Raw genomic sequence first — 19782 nt, forward strand, 5'->3', positions numbered from 1 at the left:
GTACCAGATGTACTGACCGACAGCCGAGAGGCCTGATGTCCGATGACCAGACCAACCGAGACGGCGGTGGCCACCGAACCGGTGGGCGACGCCGTGATCATCGCGCGGTCCAAGGATGAGCCCGAGCTCTTCGCACAGATCTTCCGCCGGCACGCGCCGGTGATCCAGCGGTACGTGACCCGCCGCCTCGGCCCGTCCGTCGCCGAGGACGTCTGCGCCGACGTGTTCCTCGCGGCGTTCCGGCAGCGGCACCGCTACGCCGTGGACCGGCTCGACGCCCGGCCGTGGCTGTTCGGCATCGCCACCAACCTGGTGGGCCGGCACCGGCGCGCCGAGATCCGGGCGCTCAAGGCCCTCGAACGCACCGGCGTCGACCCGGTGACGGAGGCGTTCGAGGTGTCCAGCGACGCGCGGCTGGGTGCGGGGGCCGTCGACCGGCGGCTCGCCGCGGCGCTGGCGGCGCTGCGTCCGGTGTACCGCGACGCGCTGCTGCTGGTCGCGTGGGGCGACCTCACGTACGAGGAGATCGCGGTCGCGCTCGGCGTGCCCGTGGGAACGGTGCGGTCCCGGGTGAACCGGGCTCGAAGCAGGATGCGCGCGGCACTCGGCGGGGCGGACCCGACATCCATTCAGGAGGACCTGTGAACGACCTGCAACCACTGCGCGACTTCCGCAGCGAGGTGCCCGAGATGGCCGACGTGACGCGTGCCGAGCGGGCGTTCGTGACGGCGATGCGCGCGTCGGCGCCGCGGCCCCGGTCGCACCGGCCGCTCATCTTCGCCGCCGGGCTCGCCACCGCGGCGGCCGCCGTCGCCGTGGCCGTCATGATGACCTCGGCCCCCACGCCCACGCCGCGGGTGGCCGGTGGGTCGCCGCCGGCCGCCGGCTCGTCCGCCCCGCCGGCCGTGAAGATCAGGCCCGTCTCGGTCGCGGAGCTGCTCGACCTGGCGGCCGCGGCGCCCGGCGCGATCAACCCGGGACCGGGACAGTTCGTCGTCACCGAGTCGCTGATGTCCGACATGGCGGAGCTCGGCGAGGGCGGGCGCTTCCTGTACGCGATGAAGGTCACGACCTGGGTCGCGTCCGACAACTCGAAGCCGGGCGTGTCCAGGACCGAGCAGCTGGAGCCCCGCCCGTACCCGGGGCAGCCGCTCCCGGCGGACCTTCCCAAGGCCGGCAGCGTCGACGTGCGCGTCCTGTGCCCCGTGAAGGGCGACGTGACCCGGCGGGACTACGCGTACTACGGCACCCTGCCCGCCGACGCCCAGGGCATGCTGAAGGTCTTCGCCCGGTTCCCCGGCGGCGGCGCCGACAAGAACCACTACCTGTGGAAGGCCGGCATCGAGCTGGCCGCGGCCCCGATGCCCGCGGCGCAGCACGCGGCGGTGTTCCAGGCGCTGAAGCTCATCCCCGGCGCCACGCTCGTCGGCGACGCGCAGGACACCGCGGGCCGCACCGGCACCGCCGTCGGCCGCGTCGGCCCCGACGGGTGGCGCCGTGACCTGATCTTCGACCCGGTCACGTTCGCGTTCCTCGGCTCGCGGACCGTCAACGAGAGCGGCGCCCAGGTCGGCGGCACCGCGCAGCTGTCCGTGACCGTGGCCGACACGGCGCCGGCCGCGCAGCCGGGGCCGAAGCAGGAGGGCTGCTAGAAGTTGCACGGGGGGCGGGCACGGGTGCGGCACGTATCGACTAATCTCGGCGGCATCGACGCTTCGACGTCGCTCACGGTGAGGGGTCGGTCGTGACCGGACAGGACCGGATCGACACGACGGTGCCGCACCCTGCCCGCCGCTACAACTACTGGCTCGGCGGCAAGGACCACTTCGCCGCCGACCGCGCCTCCGGCGACGAGATCGCCGCCGCGTTCCCGACCGTGCGCACCGCCGTCCTGGCCAACCGGGCGTTCCTGCGCGGCGCCGTGCGGTTCCTGGCGCAGGAGGCCGGTGTCCGGCAGTTCCTCGACATCGGCACCGGCCTGCCCGTCCCGGACAACACGCACGAGCTCGCGCAGCGCGCCGCCCCCGCGTCCCGCGTCGTCTACGTCGACAACGACCCGATCGTGCTGACCCACGCGAGGGCGCTGCTCACCGGTACACCCGAGGGAAGGACCGCCTACCTGGAGGCGGACCTGCGCGATCCCGCCGCGATCCTGGCCCACCCGGACCTGCGCGCCACCCTCGACCTGGACCAGCCGGTCGGCCTGCTCCTCGTGGCGATTCTGCACTTCATCCACACCGACGCCGAGGCGCTGCCGATCGTGCGGACCCTGCTGTCGGCGCTGCCCTCCGGCAGCTACCTGGTCGCCACGAACGCGACCGTGGACTTCGCCGACGAGGCGGGCGCGGCCGCGTACCGGGCGATGTTCGCCGCGGGACGCACCGACGGCTACGCCCGCACCGCGGCGGAGTTCGGCGCCTTCTTCGAGGGGCTCGACCTCGTGCCGCCGGGGATTGTCGCGGTCAGCGACTGGCGCGACGCCTACCCCGACGCCACCCCCGCGGACGTCGCCATGTACGCGGCGGTGGGCCGCAAGCCGTGACCCCCGCCGACCTGACTCTGGGGTTCTCCGGCTGAGCCCGGTCAGACTCCGGCGCCGGCAACGGCGACGGCGTCGCGGACGGCGGTGGGCGGGCGGCCGAGGATCGCCTCGACGTCGTGGGTCAGTCGGTCGTACCGGCCTTCGCGGTGCAGCTTCGCCATGGTGACCAGGTGGTCGCGCAGGTGCTCCGGCAGCCCGAGCGGCGCCAGCGTCTCGTCGATCCACTGCCGCATCGGCACGTCGACGTAGGCGACCGGCCGCCCCACCGCGGCCGCGATCTCCGCCGCCATCGCGGTCATGTCCTGCGACCGCGGCCCCGTCAGCTCGTACACCTTCCCCACGTGCGGCCCGGGCTCGCCCAGAACCGCGGCGACGACCCCCGCGACGTCACGCGCCGCGACCGGCGAGGTCCGCGCCTGCCCGAACGGCAGCCGCAGCTCCCCACCGGTGACCCTGAAGAGCGGGTTCTCGAGGAACACGGTCGGCCGCACCTGCACGACCGGCAGCCCGGACCAGTCCAGCACCCGCTCACCCAGCAGGTGCATCCGCTGTTGCGCCGACTCCGCGGTACTGGTGAGCGTCATCTCCGACACCGTCATCTGCGACATGTTGACCAGCACCGCGAGCCGCCCCACCTCCCGCGACGCGGCCGCGACGGTGACGGTCGCCTGCAGGTACCCCGCCGACACGCCCATCCCGAAGTACACCCGCCCACAGCCGTCGAGCGCCCGCACGACGTCACCCGCGTCGGTGAGGTCCCCGGCCACGACCTCGGCCCCGGTCGCCCGCAGCGCCTCGGCCCGCCCGTCCTCCCGGTGCACCATCGCCCTGACCGGCACACCGCGCTCCCGCAACAGCTCCACAACCGTCCGCCCGACGGACCCGACCCCACCCGCCGCCCCGGTGACCAGCACCGTGTCCCGCGCCATGCCCCCATGCTCGGCCCATCCACGCCCGCCCACCGCCACCCCCGGCGAATGGTCCCTCAGCCGCCGGAGTCGTCGAGTTCGGCGCCTTCGGGGATGGTGTCGTCGTCGGGGTCGTCGAGCCAGTTCTGGGGGAGGATGACCTTTGCCGGGGTGCCGGTGCGGCCTCTCGGTTGGCCGAGGATCTCGCGGGGGAACGGGACGTCGGGGTCCAGCTGGGACAGCAGGGCGCCGAGTTCGGTCAGGGATGAGGACGTGGCCATGGCGGCACGGAGTTCGCCGCCTGCCGGGAAGCCCTTCAGGTACCAGGCGACGTGTTTGCGGAAGTCTGTCACGCCTTCCTTTTCGCGGCCCCACCATTCGACGAGGAGGGTGGCGTGGCGGAGCATCAGGGCAGCGACCTCGCCCTGGGTGGGTAGGACGCGGTCGGTGCGGCCGGCGAAGGCGGCAGCCAGGTCGGCGAAGAGCCAGGGGCGGCCGAGGCAGCCGCGGCCGATGACCACGCCGTCGCAGCCTGTCTGGGACATCATGTCCAGCGCATCCGAAGCTTCCCAGATGTCGCCGTTGCCCAGGACCGGGATGTCCAAAGAGGACTTCAGCGAAGCGATCGCGTCCCAGTTGGCTGTTCCGGAGTAGCGCTGGGCGGCGGTGCGGGCGTGCAGGGCCACCCATGCCACGCCCGCGTCCTGGGCGATGCGCCCTGCGTCGAGCATGGTCTGGTGGTCGTCGTCGATGCCGATGCGCATCTTGATGGTCACCGGTAGGCCCTGGGCGCCTTCGACGGCCGACGTCACGATGTCGCGGAACAAGCGCCGTTTCCAAGGAAGGGCTGAGCCGCCGCCGCGGCGGGTCACCTTCGGGACGGAGCAGCCGAAGTTCATGTCGATGTGGTCGGCGAGGTCCTGCTCGACGACCATCTCGACGGCCTTGCGGATGGTGGCGGGGTCCACGCCGTACAGCTGCAGGCTCCTCGGCTTCTCCAGAGCGCCGAACTGGATCATGCTCATGGTCTTGGGGTTGCGCTCGACCAGGGCGCGGGTGGTGATCATCTCGCAGACGTAGAGGCCGGCACCCTGCTCGCGGCAGAGTTGCCGGAAGGCGACGTTGGTGATGCCCGCCATGGGGGCGAGCACCACGGGCGGGTCGACGACATAGGGACCGAGCTTCAACGTCACGCCTTCGAGCATGCCATGCCGGGCTACTCAGATAGCCGATGGCAGCGCGCACAAACGATGCTCGGAAGTGATCGAAAAGCCGGGAGATGGAGCAGGTCCAAGCGTCGCGACGTGCGGGAATGCGGAAGCCGTAAAACGGACACGAAACGCAACGATGCGCGAAGGTGCTTGGTGGAGCGCTCCCAACTGCACCCGTAAGAGGCGAATGTGCCGTTCCTTGTGCGACTTGTCTCAAGGCCATGCCAAAGCTCGGAACGCCGCTTTACGGTGTCCCGCACACGGGAACCCTAACGATGGATCAGTCAACCATGGAGGCTTCAGTGGAGAAGTTCGTCTATGACTTCGAAGAGGGTAACCGGGATCTCAAGGACCTTCTCGGCGGCAAGGGAGCCAACCTCGCCGAGATGACCAACCTCGGCCTGCCGGTGCCGCCGGGGTTCACGATCACCACCGACGCGTGCCGGGAGTTCCTGAAGACCGGCCGTCCGCCGGAGGGCATGGACCCGCAGGTGGGCGAGCACCTCGCCGCCCTCGAGGCGAAGATGGGCCGCCGGCTCGGCGACCAGCACGACCCGCTGCTGGTGAGTGTGCGGTCGGGGGCGAAGTTCTCCATGCCCGGCATGATGGAGACGGTGCTCAACGTCGGGCTCACCGACCGCAGCGTCGACGGGCTCGCCGCGCAGGCCGGCGGGGACGAGCGGTTCGCCTGGGACTCCTACCGGCGGCTGATCCAGATGTTCGGCAAGACCGTGTGTGACGTGCCCGGCGAGGAGTTCGAGCACGCGCTCGACGACGCGAAGCACGCCGCGAAGACGAAGGACGACCTGGGCCTCGACGCCGCCGCGCTGAAGGCGCTGGTGCGGACGTACAAGGAGATCTTCCGCGAGCACACCGGCCGCGACTTCCCGCAGGACCCGCGCGAGCAGCTCGACCTTGCCGTCAGCGCCGTCTTCCGGTCCTGGAACGCCGACCGCGCCGTGCTGTACCGGCGGCAGGAGCGGATCCCGACCGACCTCGGCACCGCCGTCAACGTGGTCGCGATGGTCTTCGGCAACCTGGGCGCCGACTCCGGCACGGGCGTGGCCTTCACCCGGGACCCCGCGACGGGTGAGCCGGGCGTCTACGGCGACTACCTCGCCAACGCCCAGGGTGAGGACGTCGTCGCCGGCATCCGCAACACGATCCCGCTGCAGGAGCTCGCCGACAAGGACGAGAAGTCGTACGACGAACTCCTGAAGATCATGGCGAAGCTCGAGGAGCACTACCGCGACCTGTGCGACATCGAGTTCACCATCGAGCGCGGCAAGCTGTGGATGCTGCAGACGCGCGTCGGCAAGCGGACCGCGGCGGCCGCGTTCGTCATCGCCACGCAGCTCGTCGACGAGGGCGTCATCGACCTCGACGAGGCGCTGCGCCGGGTCAACGGCGCCCAGCTGGCGCAGCTGATGTTCCCGACGTTCGACCTCTCCCAGGAGCCCGAGCAGCTCACCCGCGGGGTCGGCGCGTCGCCGGGCGCGGCGGTCGGCAAGGCCGTGTTCGACGCCAAGCACGCGGTGGCCATGGCGAAGGAGGGGGAGCAGGTCATCCTGGTGCGCCGGGAGACCAACCCCGACGACCTGCCCGGCATGATCGCCGCGCAGGGGATCCTGACCAGCCGCGGCGGCAAGACGTCGCATGCGGCGGTGGTCGCCCGCGGCATGGGCAAGACGTGCGTGTGCGGCGCCGACGACCTCGACGTGAACCTCCACAAGGGACAGTTCACGGTGGACGGTCACGTGGTGTCCGAGGGGGACGTCATCTCCGTCGACGGCACCACCGGCCGCGTCTACCTCGGCGAGGTGCCCGTCCAGCCGTCGCCGGTCGTGCAGTACTTCGAAGGCACCCTCGACGCCGAGGCCGACCCGCTCGTCAGCGCGGTGCACCGGGTCCTCACCCACGCGGACGGCAGCAGAAGGCTGAGGGTGCGCACCAACGCCGACACGGGCGAGGACGCGGCGCGGGCCCGCCGGTTCGGGGCGCAGGGCATCGGGCTGTGCCGCACCGAGCACATGTTCCTCGGCGAGCGCCGGTCCCTCGTCGAGCGGCTCATCCTGGCCCGCACCGCGGAGGACCGCGACGCGGCGCTGGAGGAGCTGCTGCCGCTGCAACGGGCCGACTTCGTCGAGCTCTTCCGCGAGATGCGGGACCTGCCGGTGACGGTGCGGCTCATCGACCCGCCGCTGCACGAGTTCCTGCCGCCGCTGGAGGACCTCGCGGTGAAGGTCGCCGTCGCGGAGGAGCGCGGCCAGGACCCGGGGCACGACAAGGACCTGCTGGACGCGGTGCGCCGCATGCACGAGGAGAACCCGATGCTGGGGCTGCGCGGCGTGCGGCTCGGGCTGGTCATCCCCGGCCTGTTCGCGATGCAGGTGCGGGCGATCGTCGAGGCCGCCGCGCAGGTCGACGGCGCGCACCCGGAGATCATGGTGCCGCTGGTCGGTGCGGTGCAGGAGCTGGAGACGATCCGCGCCGAGGCCGAGAAGATCATCGGTGAGCACGACGTCGACGTGAAGATCGGCACGATGATCGAGGTGCCGAGGGCCGCGCTGACCGCGGGGGACATCGCCCAGGCCGCCGACTTCTTCTCGTTCGGGACCAACGACCTCACCCAGATGGGGTGGGGCTTCTCCCGCGACGACGTCGAGGGGGCGTTCTTCTGGCGGTACCTGGAGCTCGGCATCTTCGGTGTGTCACCGTTCGAGTCCATCGACCGTGACGGCGTCGGCCGGCTCGTGCGGATCGCGGTCGACGAGGGCCGGGCGGCCCGGCCGGAGCTGCACTTCGGGGTCTGCGGCGAGCACGGCGGCGACCCGGAGTCGGTGCACTTCTTCCACGAGGTGGGCCTGGACTACGTGTCGTGTTCACCGTTCCGCGTGCCCGTGGCGCGGTTGGAGGCCGGCCGCGCGGCTGTCGCCGAGCAGTCGACCTCCGACACCCGTTAGGGCGGAACCGCTGCGCTGAGGTCAGACGTCGAGGTCCTCCTCGACGCGGGCCAGCTGGTGCCGGGCCAGCGCGAGGTTGGCCCGGGACCGCAGCACCGCCAGGTACAGGAACAGCCCCTTGCCGGAGCGCCCGGTGAGGGGCCTGATCAGGTGGTACTGGTTGTTCAACGTGATGAGGATGTCCTCGATGCCGTCCTTGAGGTTCAGCATCTCGATGGTGCGCATCTTGGCGCGGACCACGTCGGTGTTGCCGGCCGCCGCCACGGTCAGGTCCAGGTCCTTCGAACCGCCGAGCACGCCGAGCGCCATGCCGCTGTTGTAGTCCACCAGCGCGACGCCGATCGCGCCGTCGATGGTCATGAGTTCCTTGAGCGCCGTTTCCATGTCCGCCATGGCTACCTCCGTGAGCTTGTTCGTGGGGGGACTGTCGATGGTCTGGGGGGTTGGTTCGTTCGTTCGCCTGGGTCGCCGGTGTGCCCCGCCGTTGCGGCCTACCACCGGGCCGGCTCCGGGATCGCCTGCGCGAAGGTGAGCGCGGCGGTGGCCACCACGTGGGACACCACGCTGATCGACCGTCGCGCCTCGTGGTGCAGCCTCCCGACGTTCGCGTCGGCGGCGGCCAGCAGCACCAGCACGGCGCCGTGGCCGGCCATGTACATGGCGACGTGCCCGCCCATGCTGCTGATCAACACCTCCTGGAAGTCGTCCTGGCCGGCGCTGTCGGCGATCCGCTGGCTGACGCCGAGGCACGCCGCCGCGAGCGCGGCGATCCCCTCGGCGACGACCGTCTCGGCCTCGTCGACGATCAGCAGACCGTCGGTGCTGGCGACCAGGCACCCGGTGAGCTCCGGCACGGCCCGGCGCAGGCGACCGAGCTCCAGCAGGAGCGCGCCGCGCAGTTCCGCATCGGTGGTCATCGTCGCGTTACCTCCATCTCCCGGTCGGCTCATCGCAGGGACTGCAGCGCCGAGCGGATGCGTTTGAGCAGCGTGTCGTCGGGTGCCTTGTCGATCGCGCCCGGCAGCACCGCCAGGGCGGTGACCCCCGCCGGCAGGTGCCTGCGGGTGTCGGTCGCCGGATCCTCGAACGTGAACGTCCCCGGCACCCGCTGCGGCAGGAACTCCTCGCCGCCGCCGCTGACCGGTGCCGAGCCGGCCGGCTGCCCCGCCGCGGCCGATCCCGTCGCGGCCGATGGCGATGACGACGAGGCCGGAGGCGACGCCGTTGCCGCCCGCGCCGCCGGTACCGACGCCGGATCCGCCGACGGGGAAGACGCCGGCGCCGCCGGTACCGACGCCGCAACCACCGACGAGGACGGCGTCGACGACGGCGCTGACGACGACGGGAGCTCGTCCCCGGTGGGCGGCGGCGACTCGATCAGGCCCGCCGCCGCGAGCCGCCGCACGTCGAGGGTCACCGCGTACGCGGAGCGCCCCAGCAGGCCGGCCAGGTCCTGCGGGGTGCGCTGCCCATCGGCGTGCAGCACGATCTCCCACTGCAGCCCGGACAGCAGCACACGGTCCAGGCCCGGTCGCAGGACCGGCCTGACCGCGGCTGTGTCAGTGACGTCAGAGGGGTGCACCTCGTCGAGGATGCGCCGTTGCCGGGCGACATGGTCGCACAACTGGTCCGCCGTCACGGTGCTCTCGGCGCCGAGCCAGTGCTCGATGTCCGGGGCGAAGCGCAGCTCGGCCCGCTCGGTGGACAGCACGAACCAGGCCGCGTCGTACAACGCGTTGATCGCGCACAGCTCGACCTCGGCCGCGCTGAGGTGCCCGCCCTCCACGAGGGCTCTGGCCGGCCGGGACGGGATCGTCTCCCACACCCGCTCGTCGACCACCCCGGCGGCGGTGAGCAGCCGGTCGACGCTCGGCGCGGCCGGCGACTCGACGCCGTTGACCAGGCCGTCGCGGAGGAAGATCACGCCGCCGGGCTGGCCGACGACGGTCATCGCGCCGGTCACGCCGAGGCCGGCGAGCTGCTGGAGCGCCTTCACCGGGGTGACGCCACGGCCGAGCTTGGGCTGCTGCCGCCCGTCCTTCACGGTCGCCCTGCCCCGACTGGTCACGCCGCCACCTCCGACATACTTGTCATCATGCAAGTTCCTCGGCGAGGGTGCGGATCCGGCGCCTTGCGATGGCCAGGTTGCCTTCTGCCCGGTCGAGCCACACGTAGAGCACCAGCCGCGAGTCGAAGCCGGTCCTGACGGGCCTGATCAGGTGATATGCCGCCGAGGTGCTGATGATGACGTCCTCGACCGTGTCGCCGGGCACCGCCGGGGCGTACGCGGCGGTCTGCATCGCGGCGTGGATGACGCTCGCGGTGCCCAGCGCCGCCGCGGCCGGGTCGGCGTGCGGCGCGACCTGCTCCTGTCCGCCCTGCATGCCCAGCGACTGTCCGGTCGTGTAGTCGATGAGGCTGGCCCCGATCGCCCCCCGGATCGTCATGGCGCGTCGCAGGCAGTCATCGATAGCAGGCACGGAGTCTCCCGTTCGCGGGCGGGGCCGGTACAAGCCCGGCGGGCAGGAGGAAGTGGCGCACAGCGGCAGAAAGTGAGGGAGAGGCCGTAACGATGCGCTTCCGGCAAATTACCCCAAGCCACTTGATCATCTACTCCGTGCGTTCGGGCGATAACGCTGATCCGATCGGTTACTGCTTTTTGCAATTTGCACGTTTACGGGACATGGGGGTCGGGAAGCGACTAAAGTGCCGTCCCCCCCACGCGTTCCGGCATGGCTGCGACGCCCGACGGCGCGGCGTATGGTGGGTCCCCACGCCGTCCACGGAGGTGCGCATGGGGAGCCGGTGGGATGCCTTGATCGTCGATGCGCTCGACCCCGAGCGGCTCGGCCGATGGTGGGCCGAGGTCCTCGACCAGCGGGTCGAGAGCGTGTCCGCGCGGGAGGTCGTGGTCGGCCCCGGCGCCGACGGCCACCCACGGCTGATCTTCCTGCGCCACCAGGACCCCAAGCACGCCAAGAACCGGCTCCACCTCGACCTGCGCCCCGACGACCTCGACGCCGAGATCGAGCGCCTGGTCAACATGGGCGCCCGCCACGTGGACGTCGGTCAGCACGAGGACGCCGAATGGCTCGTCCTCGCCGACCCGGAAGGCAACGAGTTCTGCATCCTGCGCCACCCCCGGTAACGGACTTCGGCCGGGCGTACCGTCGGGCCGTCGCCACCGGGCTCGGCCTGCTGACCGTCGCGGCCGGCGCGTTCGCGCTGTACAACGTCCGGCAGATCCTCGTGCAGGTCGCGGTCGCCGTCTTCGTCGCCGTCAGCCTCGACCCGGCGGTGCGGCTGCTGGTCCGCCGCGGGGTGCGCCGCCCGGTCGCGGTCGCCGTGATCATGGTGCTCGCCGTGGCGCTGCTGGCCGGGTTCGTCTGGTCGCTGGCCCCGCCGCTGGTCGGGCAGGCCGGCGACCTGTTGCGCAACGTCCCGCAGTACCTGCGGGAGCTGCCCGAACGGTCACGGGCCTATCGCGAGGTGGCCGACCGCTACGGACTGACGGCGAAGCTCACCGAGCTCGCCAGGACCCTGCCGGGCAGGATCGGCGGCGGCGCGCTCGGCGTGATCACCGGCATCTTCAGCGCCGTCCTCAACGTCCTGCTGGTCACCGTGCTCACGGTCTACTTCATGGCCGACCTGCCCCGGATCCGTCGCGGCGTCGTGCGGCTCGTGCCCCGGCGGGGCCGCCCCCACGCGGCGCAGGCGATCGACGTCGTGATCGACAAGGTCGGCGGCTACATGATCGGCAACCTGATCATCTCGCTGTTCGCCGGGGTGTCGTCGTTCGCCTGCCTGTTCCTGCTGGACGTGCCGTTCGCGCTGCCGCTCGCCTTCTTCGTCGCGGTCACCGACCTGATCCCGCTCATCGGCGCCACCGTCGGCGCGGTCGGCTGCACGGTCGTCGCGCTGGTGACCCGTGGGCTCTGGCCGGCCGCCATCGTCGTGGTCGCGTTCTTCCTGCTGTACCAGCAGCTGGAGAACTACCTGATCGCCCCGCGGGTCCTGCGCGGCACCGTGGACCTGTCGCCGATCGCCGTGCTGCTGGCGGCGCTCGCCGGCGGCGCGGTCCTCGGCGTCGTCGGCGCACTCATGGCGATCCCGGTCGTCGCGGCGATCAAGGTGCTGATGACGCCGATGGTCGACGCCCTCGACGAGCCACCCGCCGGCCGTGCCCCACCCGCCGCCGACGAGCCACCCGCCGGCCGTGCCCCACCCGCCGCCGGCGAGGCGTCTGCCGGTCGCGAGGCGCCCGCGTCGCCGTCCGATCCGGTTCCTGCGGCGCGGGACGAAGAACCCGGGAAGACCTCTAAGCTCGACACGTGAACCCGGACGCGGAACGCTACGTGCACGAGCCGCAGAAGGACCGCACCACGACCAGCGCGGACAACGGCCGCAGCCCGTTTCAGCGGGACCGGGCCCGCGTGCTGCACTCCGCCGGGTTCCGCCGCCTCGCCGCGAAGACCCAGGTGCACACGGCGGGCGCCGACGCGTTCCTGCGCACCAGGCTCACCCACTCCCTGGAGGTCGCGCAGATCGCCCGGGAGATGGGCGCCCGGCTCGGCTGCGACCCCGACGTGGTCGACACCGCCGGGCTCGCCCACGACCTCGGCCACCCGCCGTTCGGGCACAACGGCGAGGACGCCCTCGACGAGGTCGCCCAGGCATGCGGCGGCTTCGAGGGCAACGCGCAGACCCTGCGGGTCCTCACCCGGCTGGAGGCCAAGGTCCTCGTGCCGGACGGCGCCTCCGCCGGGCTGAACCTCACCCGGGCCTCGCTCGACGCGGTGTCGAAGTACCCGTGGCCGCGGCGCGACGGCTACCGCAAGTTCGGCGTGTACGCCGACGACGCGGCCGTCTTCGAATGGCTGCGCGCGGGCCGCACCGATGCCGGACGATGCCTCGAGGCGCAGGTCATGGACTGGGCCGACGACGTCGCCTACTCGGTGCACGACGTCGAGGACGGCGTCCACGGCGGCTACGTCAACCTCGCCACGCTGCGCGCCGACGGCGGCGAGCGGGCCGCGCTGTGCGAGGACGTCGCCGCCGCGTACTCCTCCGAGCGCGCCGCGGACCTGGAGACCGTCCTGCTCGACCTGCTCGCCGACCCGGTCCTCGTGCCGCTGGGCCACTACGACGGCAGCCACGCCGCGCAGGTCGCCCTCAAGCGGGTGACGAGCGTGCTCACCGGGCGCTTCGCGGCGGCCGCCGTGTCCGCCACCCGGGCCGCGCACGGCGACGCGCCGGTCCGCCGCTACGAGGCCGACCTGGTCGTCCCGCCCGTCGTGCGGGCGCAGTGCGCGCTGCTGAAGGGGATGGCACTGCGGTACGTGATGCGCCGCCCGGGCTCGAAGCAGCGTTACGCGCAGGAGGTCACGGTCCTCCAGGAGCTCGTGGCCGCACTGGCGGACCGTGCGCCGGACGGCCTCGACGCAGTCTTCGCCCCGATGTGGCGGGCGGCCCCCGACGACGCGGCCCGGCTGCGGGTCGTCATCGACCAGGTGGCCAGCCTCACCGACCTGTCCGCCACGGCCTGGCACCAGCGGCTGCTGGATCCGGCGGGTTCCGCGGGCGTGTGAACCCTTGGCGGATCGCGGACCGGTAGGGAAGGCTGGGACGTATGGCTGACGAGCGGACATTTGTGATCGTGGGCGCGAGCCTCGCGGGGGCGAAGGCGGCGGAGACGCTGCGCGCCGAGGGCTTCACCGGCCGGATCGTGCTGATCGGCGAGGAGACCGAGCGCCCCTACGAGCGGCCCCCGCTGTCCAAGGGTTACCTGCAGGGCGACAAGGACGCCCGTGAGAAGGCGTTCGTCCACCCCGAGTCGTGGTACGCCGAGAACGGCGTCGACCTGCGCCTCGCCACCCGGGTCACCCGCGTCGACCCGTCCGCGCACACCGTCACCCTCGACGGCGTTGACGAGCTGCACTACGACAAGCTGCTGCTCACCACCGGCTCCCGGGTCCGCACCCTCGACGTGCCGGGCGCCGACCTGACCGGCGTGCGCTACCTGCGCACCGTCGACGAGTCCGACGCGCTGCTGGCGCACCTGGGCAGCGCCGAGCGCGTGGTCGTGGTCGGCGCCGGCTGGATCGGCCTGGAGACCGCCGCCGCGGCCCGCAAGCACGGCGCGACCGTCACCGTCGTCGAGGTCGCCGACCTGCCCCTGCAGCGGGTCCTCGGCGACGAGGTCGCCACCGTCTTCGCCGACCTGCACCGCGCCAACGGCGTCGAGTTCCGCTTCGGCGCCTCCGTGGCGGAGTTCCGCGGCGCCGACGGCAAGCTGCGGTCGGTCGTGCTCGCCGACGGCACGGAGCTGCCCGCGGACGTCGCCGTCGTCGGGGTCGGCATCCAGCCCAACACCGAGCTCGCCGTCGACGCCGGTCTCGAGGTCGACAACGGCATCCTCGTCGACGCCGCCCTGCGCACCTCCGACCCCGACATCTACGCCGCCGGTGACGTCGTCAACCTCGACCACCCCGGCCTGCGCCGGCGCATCCGCGTCGAGCACTGGGCCAACGCCCTCAACGGCGGCAAGGTCGCGGCGAAGTCCCTGCTCGGCGACGCCACCTACGACCGGGTGCCGTACTTCTACTCCGACCAGTTCGAACTCGGCATGGAGTACTCCGGCTTCGTCGCACCCGGCGGCTACGACCGGGTCGTCTTCCGCGGCGGCACCTCGGTCGCGGACGGGTTCATCGCCTTCTGGGTCCAGGACGGCCGCGTCCTCGCCGGCATGAACGTCAACGTCTGGGACGTCACCGACGACATCCAGGCCCTCGTCCGCGCCGGCTGGGCCGGCACCACCGTCGACCTGGTCCGCCTCGAGGACCCGAAGGTGCCGCTGGGCGAGCTGCTGGGCTAGCCCGCGCTGGCTATCCTGCAGGTATGTCTGAGCAGGTCAGGCTGGTCATCGCCGATGATCAGGCGATGATCCGGGCCGGCCTGCGGCTGGTCGTGGAGACGGCGGCCGCCGGATCGATCACCGTCGTCGGCGAGGCGTCCGACGGCGTGGAGGCGGTCGCGGCCGTCCAGCGGCTGCGGCCCGACGTGCTCGTGATGGACATCGCCATGCCGCGGCTGGACGGGCTGGCCGCGGCCCGGGAGGTGCTCGCCGGGCCGCGGCCGCCGAAGGTCGTGCTGCTCACCATGTTCGACACCGACGAGCACCTGCACGCGGCGCTGCGGCTCGGGGTCAGCGGGTTCCTGCTGAAGGTGTCACCGCCGGAGCAGCTCGTCGACGCGGTCAGGATCGCGGCGGCCGGCGACGCGCTCATCGACCCGGCGGTGACCACCCGGGTGATCGCGTCGTTCGCCGCCCGCCCCGAGCCCGTGGCGCCGCCCGCGCTGGACACGCTGACCGGGCGGGAGCGGGAGGTCCTCGAGCAGCTCGTCCGCGGGCTGTCCAACGCCGAGATCGGCGCGCGGCTGCTGATGGGGGAGGCGACGGTCCGCACCCACGTCGGCCGGATCTTCACCAAGCTCGGGCTGCGCGACCGGATTCAGGCCGTGGTGTACGGCTACGAGGCGGGCCTCGTCCGGCCGGGCGGATGACCGGCGCTCCCGGGCCGTCGCGGCCGTCCTGGCTCGACGCCGTGCTGGCGCTCGCGGTCGCCGGGGCCGGTGTCGTCGAGGCGTACGGGCGGGCCGGTGCCGGCCCGGGGCAGGTGCACCGGCCCGGGCTCGTCGCCGCCGGGGCGCTGCTCGCCGGCGTGATCCTGCTGCCGCGCCGCCGGTTCCCGGTCGCGACCCTCGCCGCGCTGACGGCGCTGTCAGCTCTGTTCCGGTTCGCGGTGCTGGACGACGACTACCCGCTCACCGCCTGGCAGTTCTACTCCAACCTCATCCTCGTGCACACCGTGGGCAGCGCGGCGTCAGGGCGGCGGGCCCGGGCCGCCGGCGCCGCCACCGTCCTGGCCGCCTACGCCCTGCTGCAGACGCTGCCGGGGCAGGACCTCGCGGAGGGACTGATCGGCGCGATCTTCATGGGCGTCGCGTACGGCAGCGGCGTCCTGCTGCGGCGCCAGACGGAGCGGACGATCCGGATGGCCGAGCGGGCCGCGGTCGCCGCCGCGCAGGAGCGCACCCGCATCGCGCGGGAGCTGCACGACGTCATCTCCCACCACGTCAGCCTGATGACGTTGCAGGCCGGCGGGGTGCGGATGCTGCTGGCCGGCGACCCCGCCCGCGAACGGGAACGCGACCTGCTGCACAGCGTCGAGCGGGCCGGCCGGGAGACGGTCGAGGAGCTGCGGATGCTGCTCGGCGTCCTGCGTGACGGGCGGGCGCCGGTCGGCCTCGACCAGCTGGACCGGCTCGCCGCGCCGCTGCGCGCCGCCGGCCTCGACGTCAGGATCGGCACGACCGGCACGCCGCGCCCGGTGCCGCCGGCGCTCGGGCTGGCCGCGTACCGCGTGGTCCAGGAGGCGCTGACCAACACGCTCAAGCACGCCCGGGCCGCGACGGTGGAGGTGACGATCGGCTTCCCGCCGCCCGCGCTGACCGTCGAGGTCAGCGACGACGGGTCGGCCGCGGTCGCCGGCACGGGGCACGGGCTCGCCGGGATGCGGGAGCGGGCGGCCCTGCACGGCGGCACCCTCCACGCGGGGCCCCGGCCCGGCGGTGGCTACACCGTCGCGGCCACGTTCCCGCTCGGCGCCGCGGCGGTCCCGCCCGCCACCGGCTCCTGAGCCCACTCGGCGTCGGTCATCCGCAGCATCCGTACGCCGATCACACCCGAGCCCGCGATGTAGAGCAGGCTGCCGGCGATCATGCCGATCGGGTAGACGGGGCCGGCCAGCATCCCGGCCAGCATCGCCGGCGGTGCCCACCAGGGGACGCGCCGGTCGTACGCGAGCGCCAACCCCAGCAGGAGCACCCCGAGCAGCCCGAGGAAGCCCGGCACCTGGAACCCCCACTGTGCCCCGCCGGCGGCGAAGGCGGCGTCGGCGAGGCGGTCGCCCGCCGCGGTGCCGAGGTCCGCCTCGAGCCGGGCGTAGAAGAAGTCGCCGAGCATCAGCGCGGAGAAGTTGACGACGCCCAGCAGCGCGACGAGCCCGGCGATGTGCCCGAAGAGCACGGCGCGCCGGCGGACCAGGTGGATCATGCCGATGATGCCGGGCACGAGCAGGACCCAGCTCCAGTGCAGCAGCGCGGCGCTCACCGAGACCTGACCGGGGTGGCGGCCGTACGCGCCGTCCGCGGCGTCGCCGGCGCGCAGCGCGGGGTCGGTGAGCAGGCCCGCCACGTACACCAGCGGGGCGGCGACCAGGCAGCCCCCGGCGACGAGGCGGCGGAGTTTGTGTGGCATGGCGACCTTTCAGGCGATTTTGTGTGGCTCGACGGGATGTCGAGCCGGAACCGTAAGCCGGCCGCCGCCGCGCCGTCGTCAGCCGCGGCGCTGACCCGGGTCCGCGTGGCGGCGGACCGCGCCCGCAATTGCTTAGGATCGGAGGCGTTGCGTCGATGTGAGGGCTGCAGGGTCGGCCGGATCGGGGTAGGCGAGCCGTGGATCGAGATCGGGACATGGCGATGGCCGCCATCCGTTCCGTCTACCGGATCACGGGGCGGATCAACACCGGCAGCACCGTCGTCGAGACGTTGAACCGGATTGCCGACGCCGTCGTCGAGCACGTCGGGTTCGGCGCCGCCGTGGTCAACTACCTGCATCCGGAGGGTGTGTACGAGGCGGTCGCCATCGCCGGGTCCGAGGAGGCGCGGGCGGAGCTGCTCGGCGTCCGGTACCCGGCGGCGGAGTTCGACGCGCACCTCGCCGCCGCCGACGAGTGGGGGCAGCTGCGGTTCCTGCCGCACGAGCGGCACAACGACGGCATCCAGTCCTGGATCCCCGCCGCCCCCGACGGCGCGGACGGCATCCCGGAGGAGGAGCGCTGGCACCCCCTCGACGCCCTGTTCGCGCCGCTGTGCGCGCCCGACGGCTCGCTCGTCGGCGTGCTCAGCGTCGACCTGCCCGCCGACGGCAGGCGGCCCGGCGCGTTCCAGCGCGAGCTGCTGGAGATGCTCGCCGCGCAGGCCGGCATCGCGATCAACAACGCCAACCTGGTCGAGGCGCTGCGCCGGGAGCGGCAGCACCTGGAGGCGAGCGAGGCCGCGTTCCGGCTCGCGTTCAACGGCGCCGGCACCGGCATGTGCATGATCGGCCTGGAGGGAGCCGACACGACCCGCCTCGTCCGGGTCAACCCCGCGCTGTGCGAGCTGCTCGGGCGGGACGAGGACGTGCTCGTCTCGATGCGCTTCGGCGACTTCATCCACCCTGACGACTTCGAGCGCAGCCGGGAGGTGTTCGCCGGCGGCGCCGGCACGATCCGCGACTACGAGGTGCGCTGCGTCCGCGGCGACGGCGAGACGATCTGGATCTCCGCGACGATGTCGGTGGTCGCCGGGTCGCCCGCGTTCGCGATCACGCAGGTGCAGGACATCACCAGCCGCAAGGCCACCGAGGCCGACCTGGTGCGCAGGGCCTCCCGCGACCCGCTGACCGGCCTGGCCAACCGCGAGGCCGTCGCCGAACCCCTCGCGGCCGCGATCCGGCGGGCCCGCACCGAGCAGGTGATCAGCGCGCTGTTCTTCTGCGATCTCGACGACTTCAAAATCGTCAACGACACCCTCGGCCACGAGGCCGGCGACGCGGTCCTCGTCGCCGTCGCGCAGCGCCTCCAGTCGCTGGTGCGGCCCACCGACACCGTCGCGCGCCTCGGCGGCGACGAGTTCGTCGTCCTCATGGGCAACGTCGCCGCCGGCGACCTCGGCGTGCTGGTCGACCGCCTCGAACGCGCCGTCTGCGCACCCGTCACGCACCAGGGGCAGATCATGCGGGTCAGGGTCAGCGTCGGCGTGGCCGTGATCGATGACACGGTCGAGGACGCGGGCGCCGCGCTGCGGGCCGCCGACCGCGCGATGTACCTGGTCAAGGGCGGTCGTCACGCCGGCGAGGTGACCAGACGGGTGACGGCGTTCGGTGAGCGTCCGGGTGCTCAGGGTGGATTGCCGTTGCTGCGGTTGGCCCGGCCCGAGACGGCCCAGTAGGGTCGTTGAGTCCGCTCCGGTCGACCTGCACCGCATCGGTGCTGCCGGGCGGGCGCCGTCGAGTCGCGATCTTCGCGAGCCGGGGACCCATGCGCGTCCTCTGGGGTGTATCCGCGGCCTGGCCGCGGTAGGGCGAAACTTCCCGCCCGAACCCGTCAGCTAACCCGGTAGGCGGCACCGGAAGGAGTCTGCGTCGATGCCGGCCGCCCGCGCGCCCTCGTAACACCTCACCACTGGTTCCCCCCTTCCAGCATGCCGTCCTCGGGCGGCGTGCCGATGCCGCATGTCTTCTGCCTGCAAACGAAGGAAACATCAGTAGTGAAGCCCATATTGAAGGTGTTGCCACGCCAGTTCCACCCGCGACATCGCCGGCTGGTGCCCGTGCTCGGCGCCAGGGCCGGCACCGTCTCGGTCGCCGTCCTGTCCGCCACGCTGCTGGGCACCCTGCCGGCTGACTCGCCGGCGTCGATGTTCACCGGCCCCGCGTATGCCGAGTCCGCGGCCGCCTGGTCCTGGCCGTCGCCGTCGTCCCTGTCCGCTTCGGGGCCGTCGTCCGCGCCCTCCGCCGATGCGGCGCCGGCGCCCGCGACGGGGCCCCTGGCCGTCGCGGTGCCCGCCGCGCCCGTGCCGCCGGCGCCGCCGGTCGTCAAGCCCGTCGCCGGCCTCGACCAGCGGCAGATGGACAACGCCGCGATCATCGTCAAGCAGGGCCGGGCGCAGGGCATGCCCGACCGGGCCCTGGTCGTGGCGATCGCGACGGCGATGCAGGAGAGCGACCTGTACAACGTCGCCAGCTCCGCCGTGCCCGCGTCCCTCGGGCTGCCGCACGACGGCACCTCGACCGACCACGACTCGGTCGGGCTCTTCCAGCAGCGGGCCAGCCAGGGCTGGGGCACCGTCGCCGAGCTGATGAACCCCGCCCACTCCGCGATGCTCTTCTACAACGCCCTCAACCGGGTCGAGGGCTGGCAGCGGATGAGCGTGACCGCCGCGGCCCAGGCGGTGCAGCGGTCGGCGTTCCCGGGCGCGTACCAGAAGCACGCCACCCGCGCGGAGCAGGTGGTCGCCGCCCTCTCCTGACGCTCACCCGCACCCGGCCGGCG

19 protein-coding genes and 1 riboswitch are annotated in these 19782 nt (G+C 72.7%); of the genes, 12 read left to right on the top strand and 7 right to left on the bottom strand.

The window, feature by feature from the left end; all coding sequences use genetic code 11:
* Positions 1-42: 42 nt before the first annotated feature.
* The 3 genes from ABZ321_RS14710 to ABZ321_RS14720 all read left to right on the top strand — a co-directional run bounded on the left by ABZ321_RS14710 (position 43) and on the right by ABZ321_RS14720 (position 2542).
* Positions 43-645, top strand: coding sequence for an RNA polymerase sigma factor (locus tag ABZ321_RS14710; RefSeq protein WP_354891217.1), 603 nt, complete (start codon positions 43-45; stop codon positions 643-645).
* Entirely contained in the window at positions 642-1652 is a 1011-nt protein-coding gene (locus ABZ321_RS14715; RefSeq protein ID WP_354891218.1) for a CU044_5270 family protein, read from the top strand. Before ABZ321_RS14710 ends, ABZ321_RS14715 begins: the two co-directional genes overlap by 4 nt.
* Positions 1653-1744: 92 nt before the next feature.
* Positions 1745-2542, top strand: a complete 798-nt coding sequence (locus ABZ321_RS14720; RefSeq protein WP_344511894.1) for an SAM-dependent methyltransferase — start codon at positions 1745-1747, stop codon at positions 2540-2542.
* Between the two features lie 41 nt (positions 2543-2583).
* Here the strand turns inward: ABZ321_RS14720 and ABZ321_RS14725 are convergent, their stop codons facing one another.
* Positions 2584-3471 carry an NAD(P)H-binding protein gene (locus ABZ321_RS14725; protein ID WP_354891219.1) on the bottom strand — a complete coding sequence of 296 codons (888 nt, stop codon included), beginning with the start codon at positions 3469-3471 and terminating at the stop codon, positions 2584-2586.
* A 56-nt stretch (positions 3472-3527) separates the two neighbouring features.
* Positions 3528-4655 (bottom strand): tRNA dihydrouridine synthase DusB, encoded by a 1128-nt coding sequence (gene dusB / locus ABZ321_RS14730; RefSeq protein ID WP_354891220.1) that lies wholly within the window; start codon positions 4653-4655, stop codon positions 3528-3530.
* Positions 4656-4951: 296 nt separating this feature from the next.
* Here dusB and ppdK point away from each other — a divergent pair, with 296 nt between their 5' ends.
* The gene (gene ppdK, locus ABZ321_RS14735; RefSeq protein ID WP_354891221.1) at positions 4952-7624 is read left to right on the top strand and encodes a pyruvate, phosphate dikinase; all 2673 of its coding nucleotides are present in this window, start codon (positions 4952-4954) and stop codon (positions 7622-7624) included.
* Between the two features lie 21 nt (positions 7625-7645).
* On the opposite strand, the gene ABZ321_RS14740 is transcribed toward ppdK, so the two are convergent.
* The 4 genes from ABZ321_RS14740 to ABZ321_RS14755 form a co-directional block, all read right to left on the bottom strand.
* Positions 7646-8017: a hypothetical protein gene (locus tag ABZ321_RS14740; protein WP_344511889.1), complete on the bottom strand. Its 372-nt coding sequence runs from the start codon at positions 8015-8017 to the stop codon at positions 7646-7648.
* 98 nt (positions 8018-8115) lie between these two features.
* The gene (locus ABZ321_RS14745; protein ID WP_344511888.1) at positions 8116-8541 is read right to left on the bottom strand and encodes a roadblock/LC7 domain-containing protein; all 426 of its coding nucleotides are present in this window, start codon (positions 8539-8541) and stop codon (positions 8116-8118) included.
* Between the two features lie 29 nt (positions 8542-8570).
* Complete coding sequence (locus ABZ321_RS14750) at positions 8571-9692, bottom strand: hypothetical protein (protein WP_354891222.1); 1122 nt, start codon at positions 9690-9692, stop codon at positions 8571-8573.
* Between the two features lie 25 nt (positions 9693-9717).
* Entirely contained in the window at positions 9718-10071 is a 354-nt protein-coding gene (locus ABZ321_RS14755; RefSeq protein ID WP_354891223.1) for a hypothetical protein, read from the bottom strand.
* A 347-nt stretch (positions 10072-10418) separates the two neighbouring features.
* Here ABZ321_RS14755 and ABZ321_RS14760 point away from each other — a divergent pair, with 347 nt between their 5' ends.
* From ABZ321_RS14760 to ABZ321_RS14785, 6 genes are all read left to right on the top strand, one after another.
* Entirely contained in the window at positions 10419-10772 is a 354-nt protein-coding gene (locus ABZ321_RS14760) for a VOC family protein (RefSeq protein WP_344511885.1), read from the top strand.
* Positions 10712-11959, top strand: coding sequence for an AI-2E family transporter (locus ABZ321_RS14765; RefSeq protein ID WP_354891224.1), 1248 nt, complete (start codon positions 10712-10714; stop codon positions 11957-11959). Before ABZ321_RS14760 ends, ABZ321_RS14765 begins: the two co-directional genes overlap by 61 nt.
* Positions 11956-13212 carry a deoxyguanosinetriphosphate triphosphohydrolase gene (locus ABZ321_RS14770; protein WP_354891225.1) on the top strand — a complete coding sequence of 419 codons (1257 nt, stop codon included), beginning with the start codon at positions 11956-11958 and terminating at the stop codon, positions 13210-13212. The genes ABZ321_RS14765 and ABZ321_RS14770 overlap by 4 nt, the downstream gene beginning before the upstream one ends.
* A gap of 68 nt (positions 13213-13280) precedes the next feature.
* Positions 13281-14498, top strand: a complete 1218-nt coding sequence (locus ABZ321_RS14775) for an FAD-dependent oxidoreductase (RefSeq protein WP_354891226.1) — start codon at positions 13281-13283, stop codon at positions 14496-14498.
* 23 nt (positions 14499-14521) lie between these two features.
* On the top strand, positions 14522-15187 hold the full coding sequence (locus ABZ321_RS14780) for a response regulator transcription factor (RefSeq protein ID WP_344511881.1): 666 nt from the start codon (positions 14522-14524) through the stop codon (positions 15185-15187).
* The gene (locus ABZ321_RS14785) at positions 15184-16323 is read left to right on the top strand and encodes a histidine kinase (protein ID WP_354891227.1); all 1140 of its coding nucleotides are present in this window, start codon (positions 15184-15186) and stop codon (positions 16321-16323) included. Before ABZ321_RS14780 ends, ABZ321_RS14785 begins: the two co-directional genes overlap by 4 nt.
* On the opposite strand, the gene ABZ321_RS14790 is transcribed toward ABZ321_RS14785, so the two are convergent.
* A complete protein-coding gene (locus ABZ321_RS14790) occupies positions 16260-16943 on the bottom strand; it encodes a hypothetical protein (protein WP_354891228.1) in 684 nt (227 codons plus the stop codon). The genes ABZ321_RS14785 and ABZ321_RS14790 overlap by 64 nt on opposite strands.
* A gap of 221 nt (positions 16944-17164) precedes the next feature.
* On the opposite strand from ABZ321_RS14790, the gene ABZ321_RS14795 reads away from it, so the two are divergent.
* Positions 17165-18679: a diguanylate cyclase gene (locus ABZ321_RS14795; RefSeq protein WP_354891229.1), complete on the top strand. Its 1515-nt coding sequence runs from the start codon at positions 17165-17167 to the stop codon at positions 18677-18679.
* A 46-nt stretch (positions 18680-18725) separates the two neighbouring features.
* A riboswitch (cyclic di-AMP (ydaO/yuaA leader) is annotated at positions 18726-18868 on the top strand.
* Between the two features lie 150 nt (positions 18869-19018).
* The gene (locus ABZ321_RS14800; RefSeq protein WP_354891230.1) at positions 19019-19759 is read left to right on the top strand and encodes a hypothetical protein; all 741 of its coding nucleotides are present in this window, start codon (positions 19019-19021) and stop codon (positions 19757-19759) included.
* Positions 19760-19782: the final 23 nt, after the last annotated feature.

Origin of the sequence: Dactylosporangium sp. NPDC006015, from assembly GCF_040614215.1 — a bacterium.
GTDB classification, from domain to species: Bacteria; Actinomycetota; Actinomycetes; order Mycobacteriales; family Micromonosporaceae; genus Dactylosporangium; species Dactylosporangium maewongense.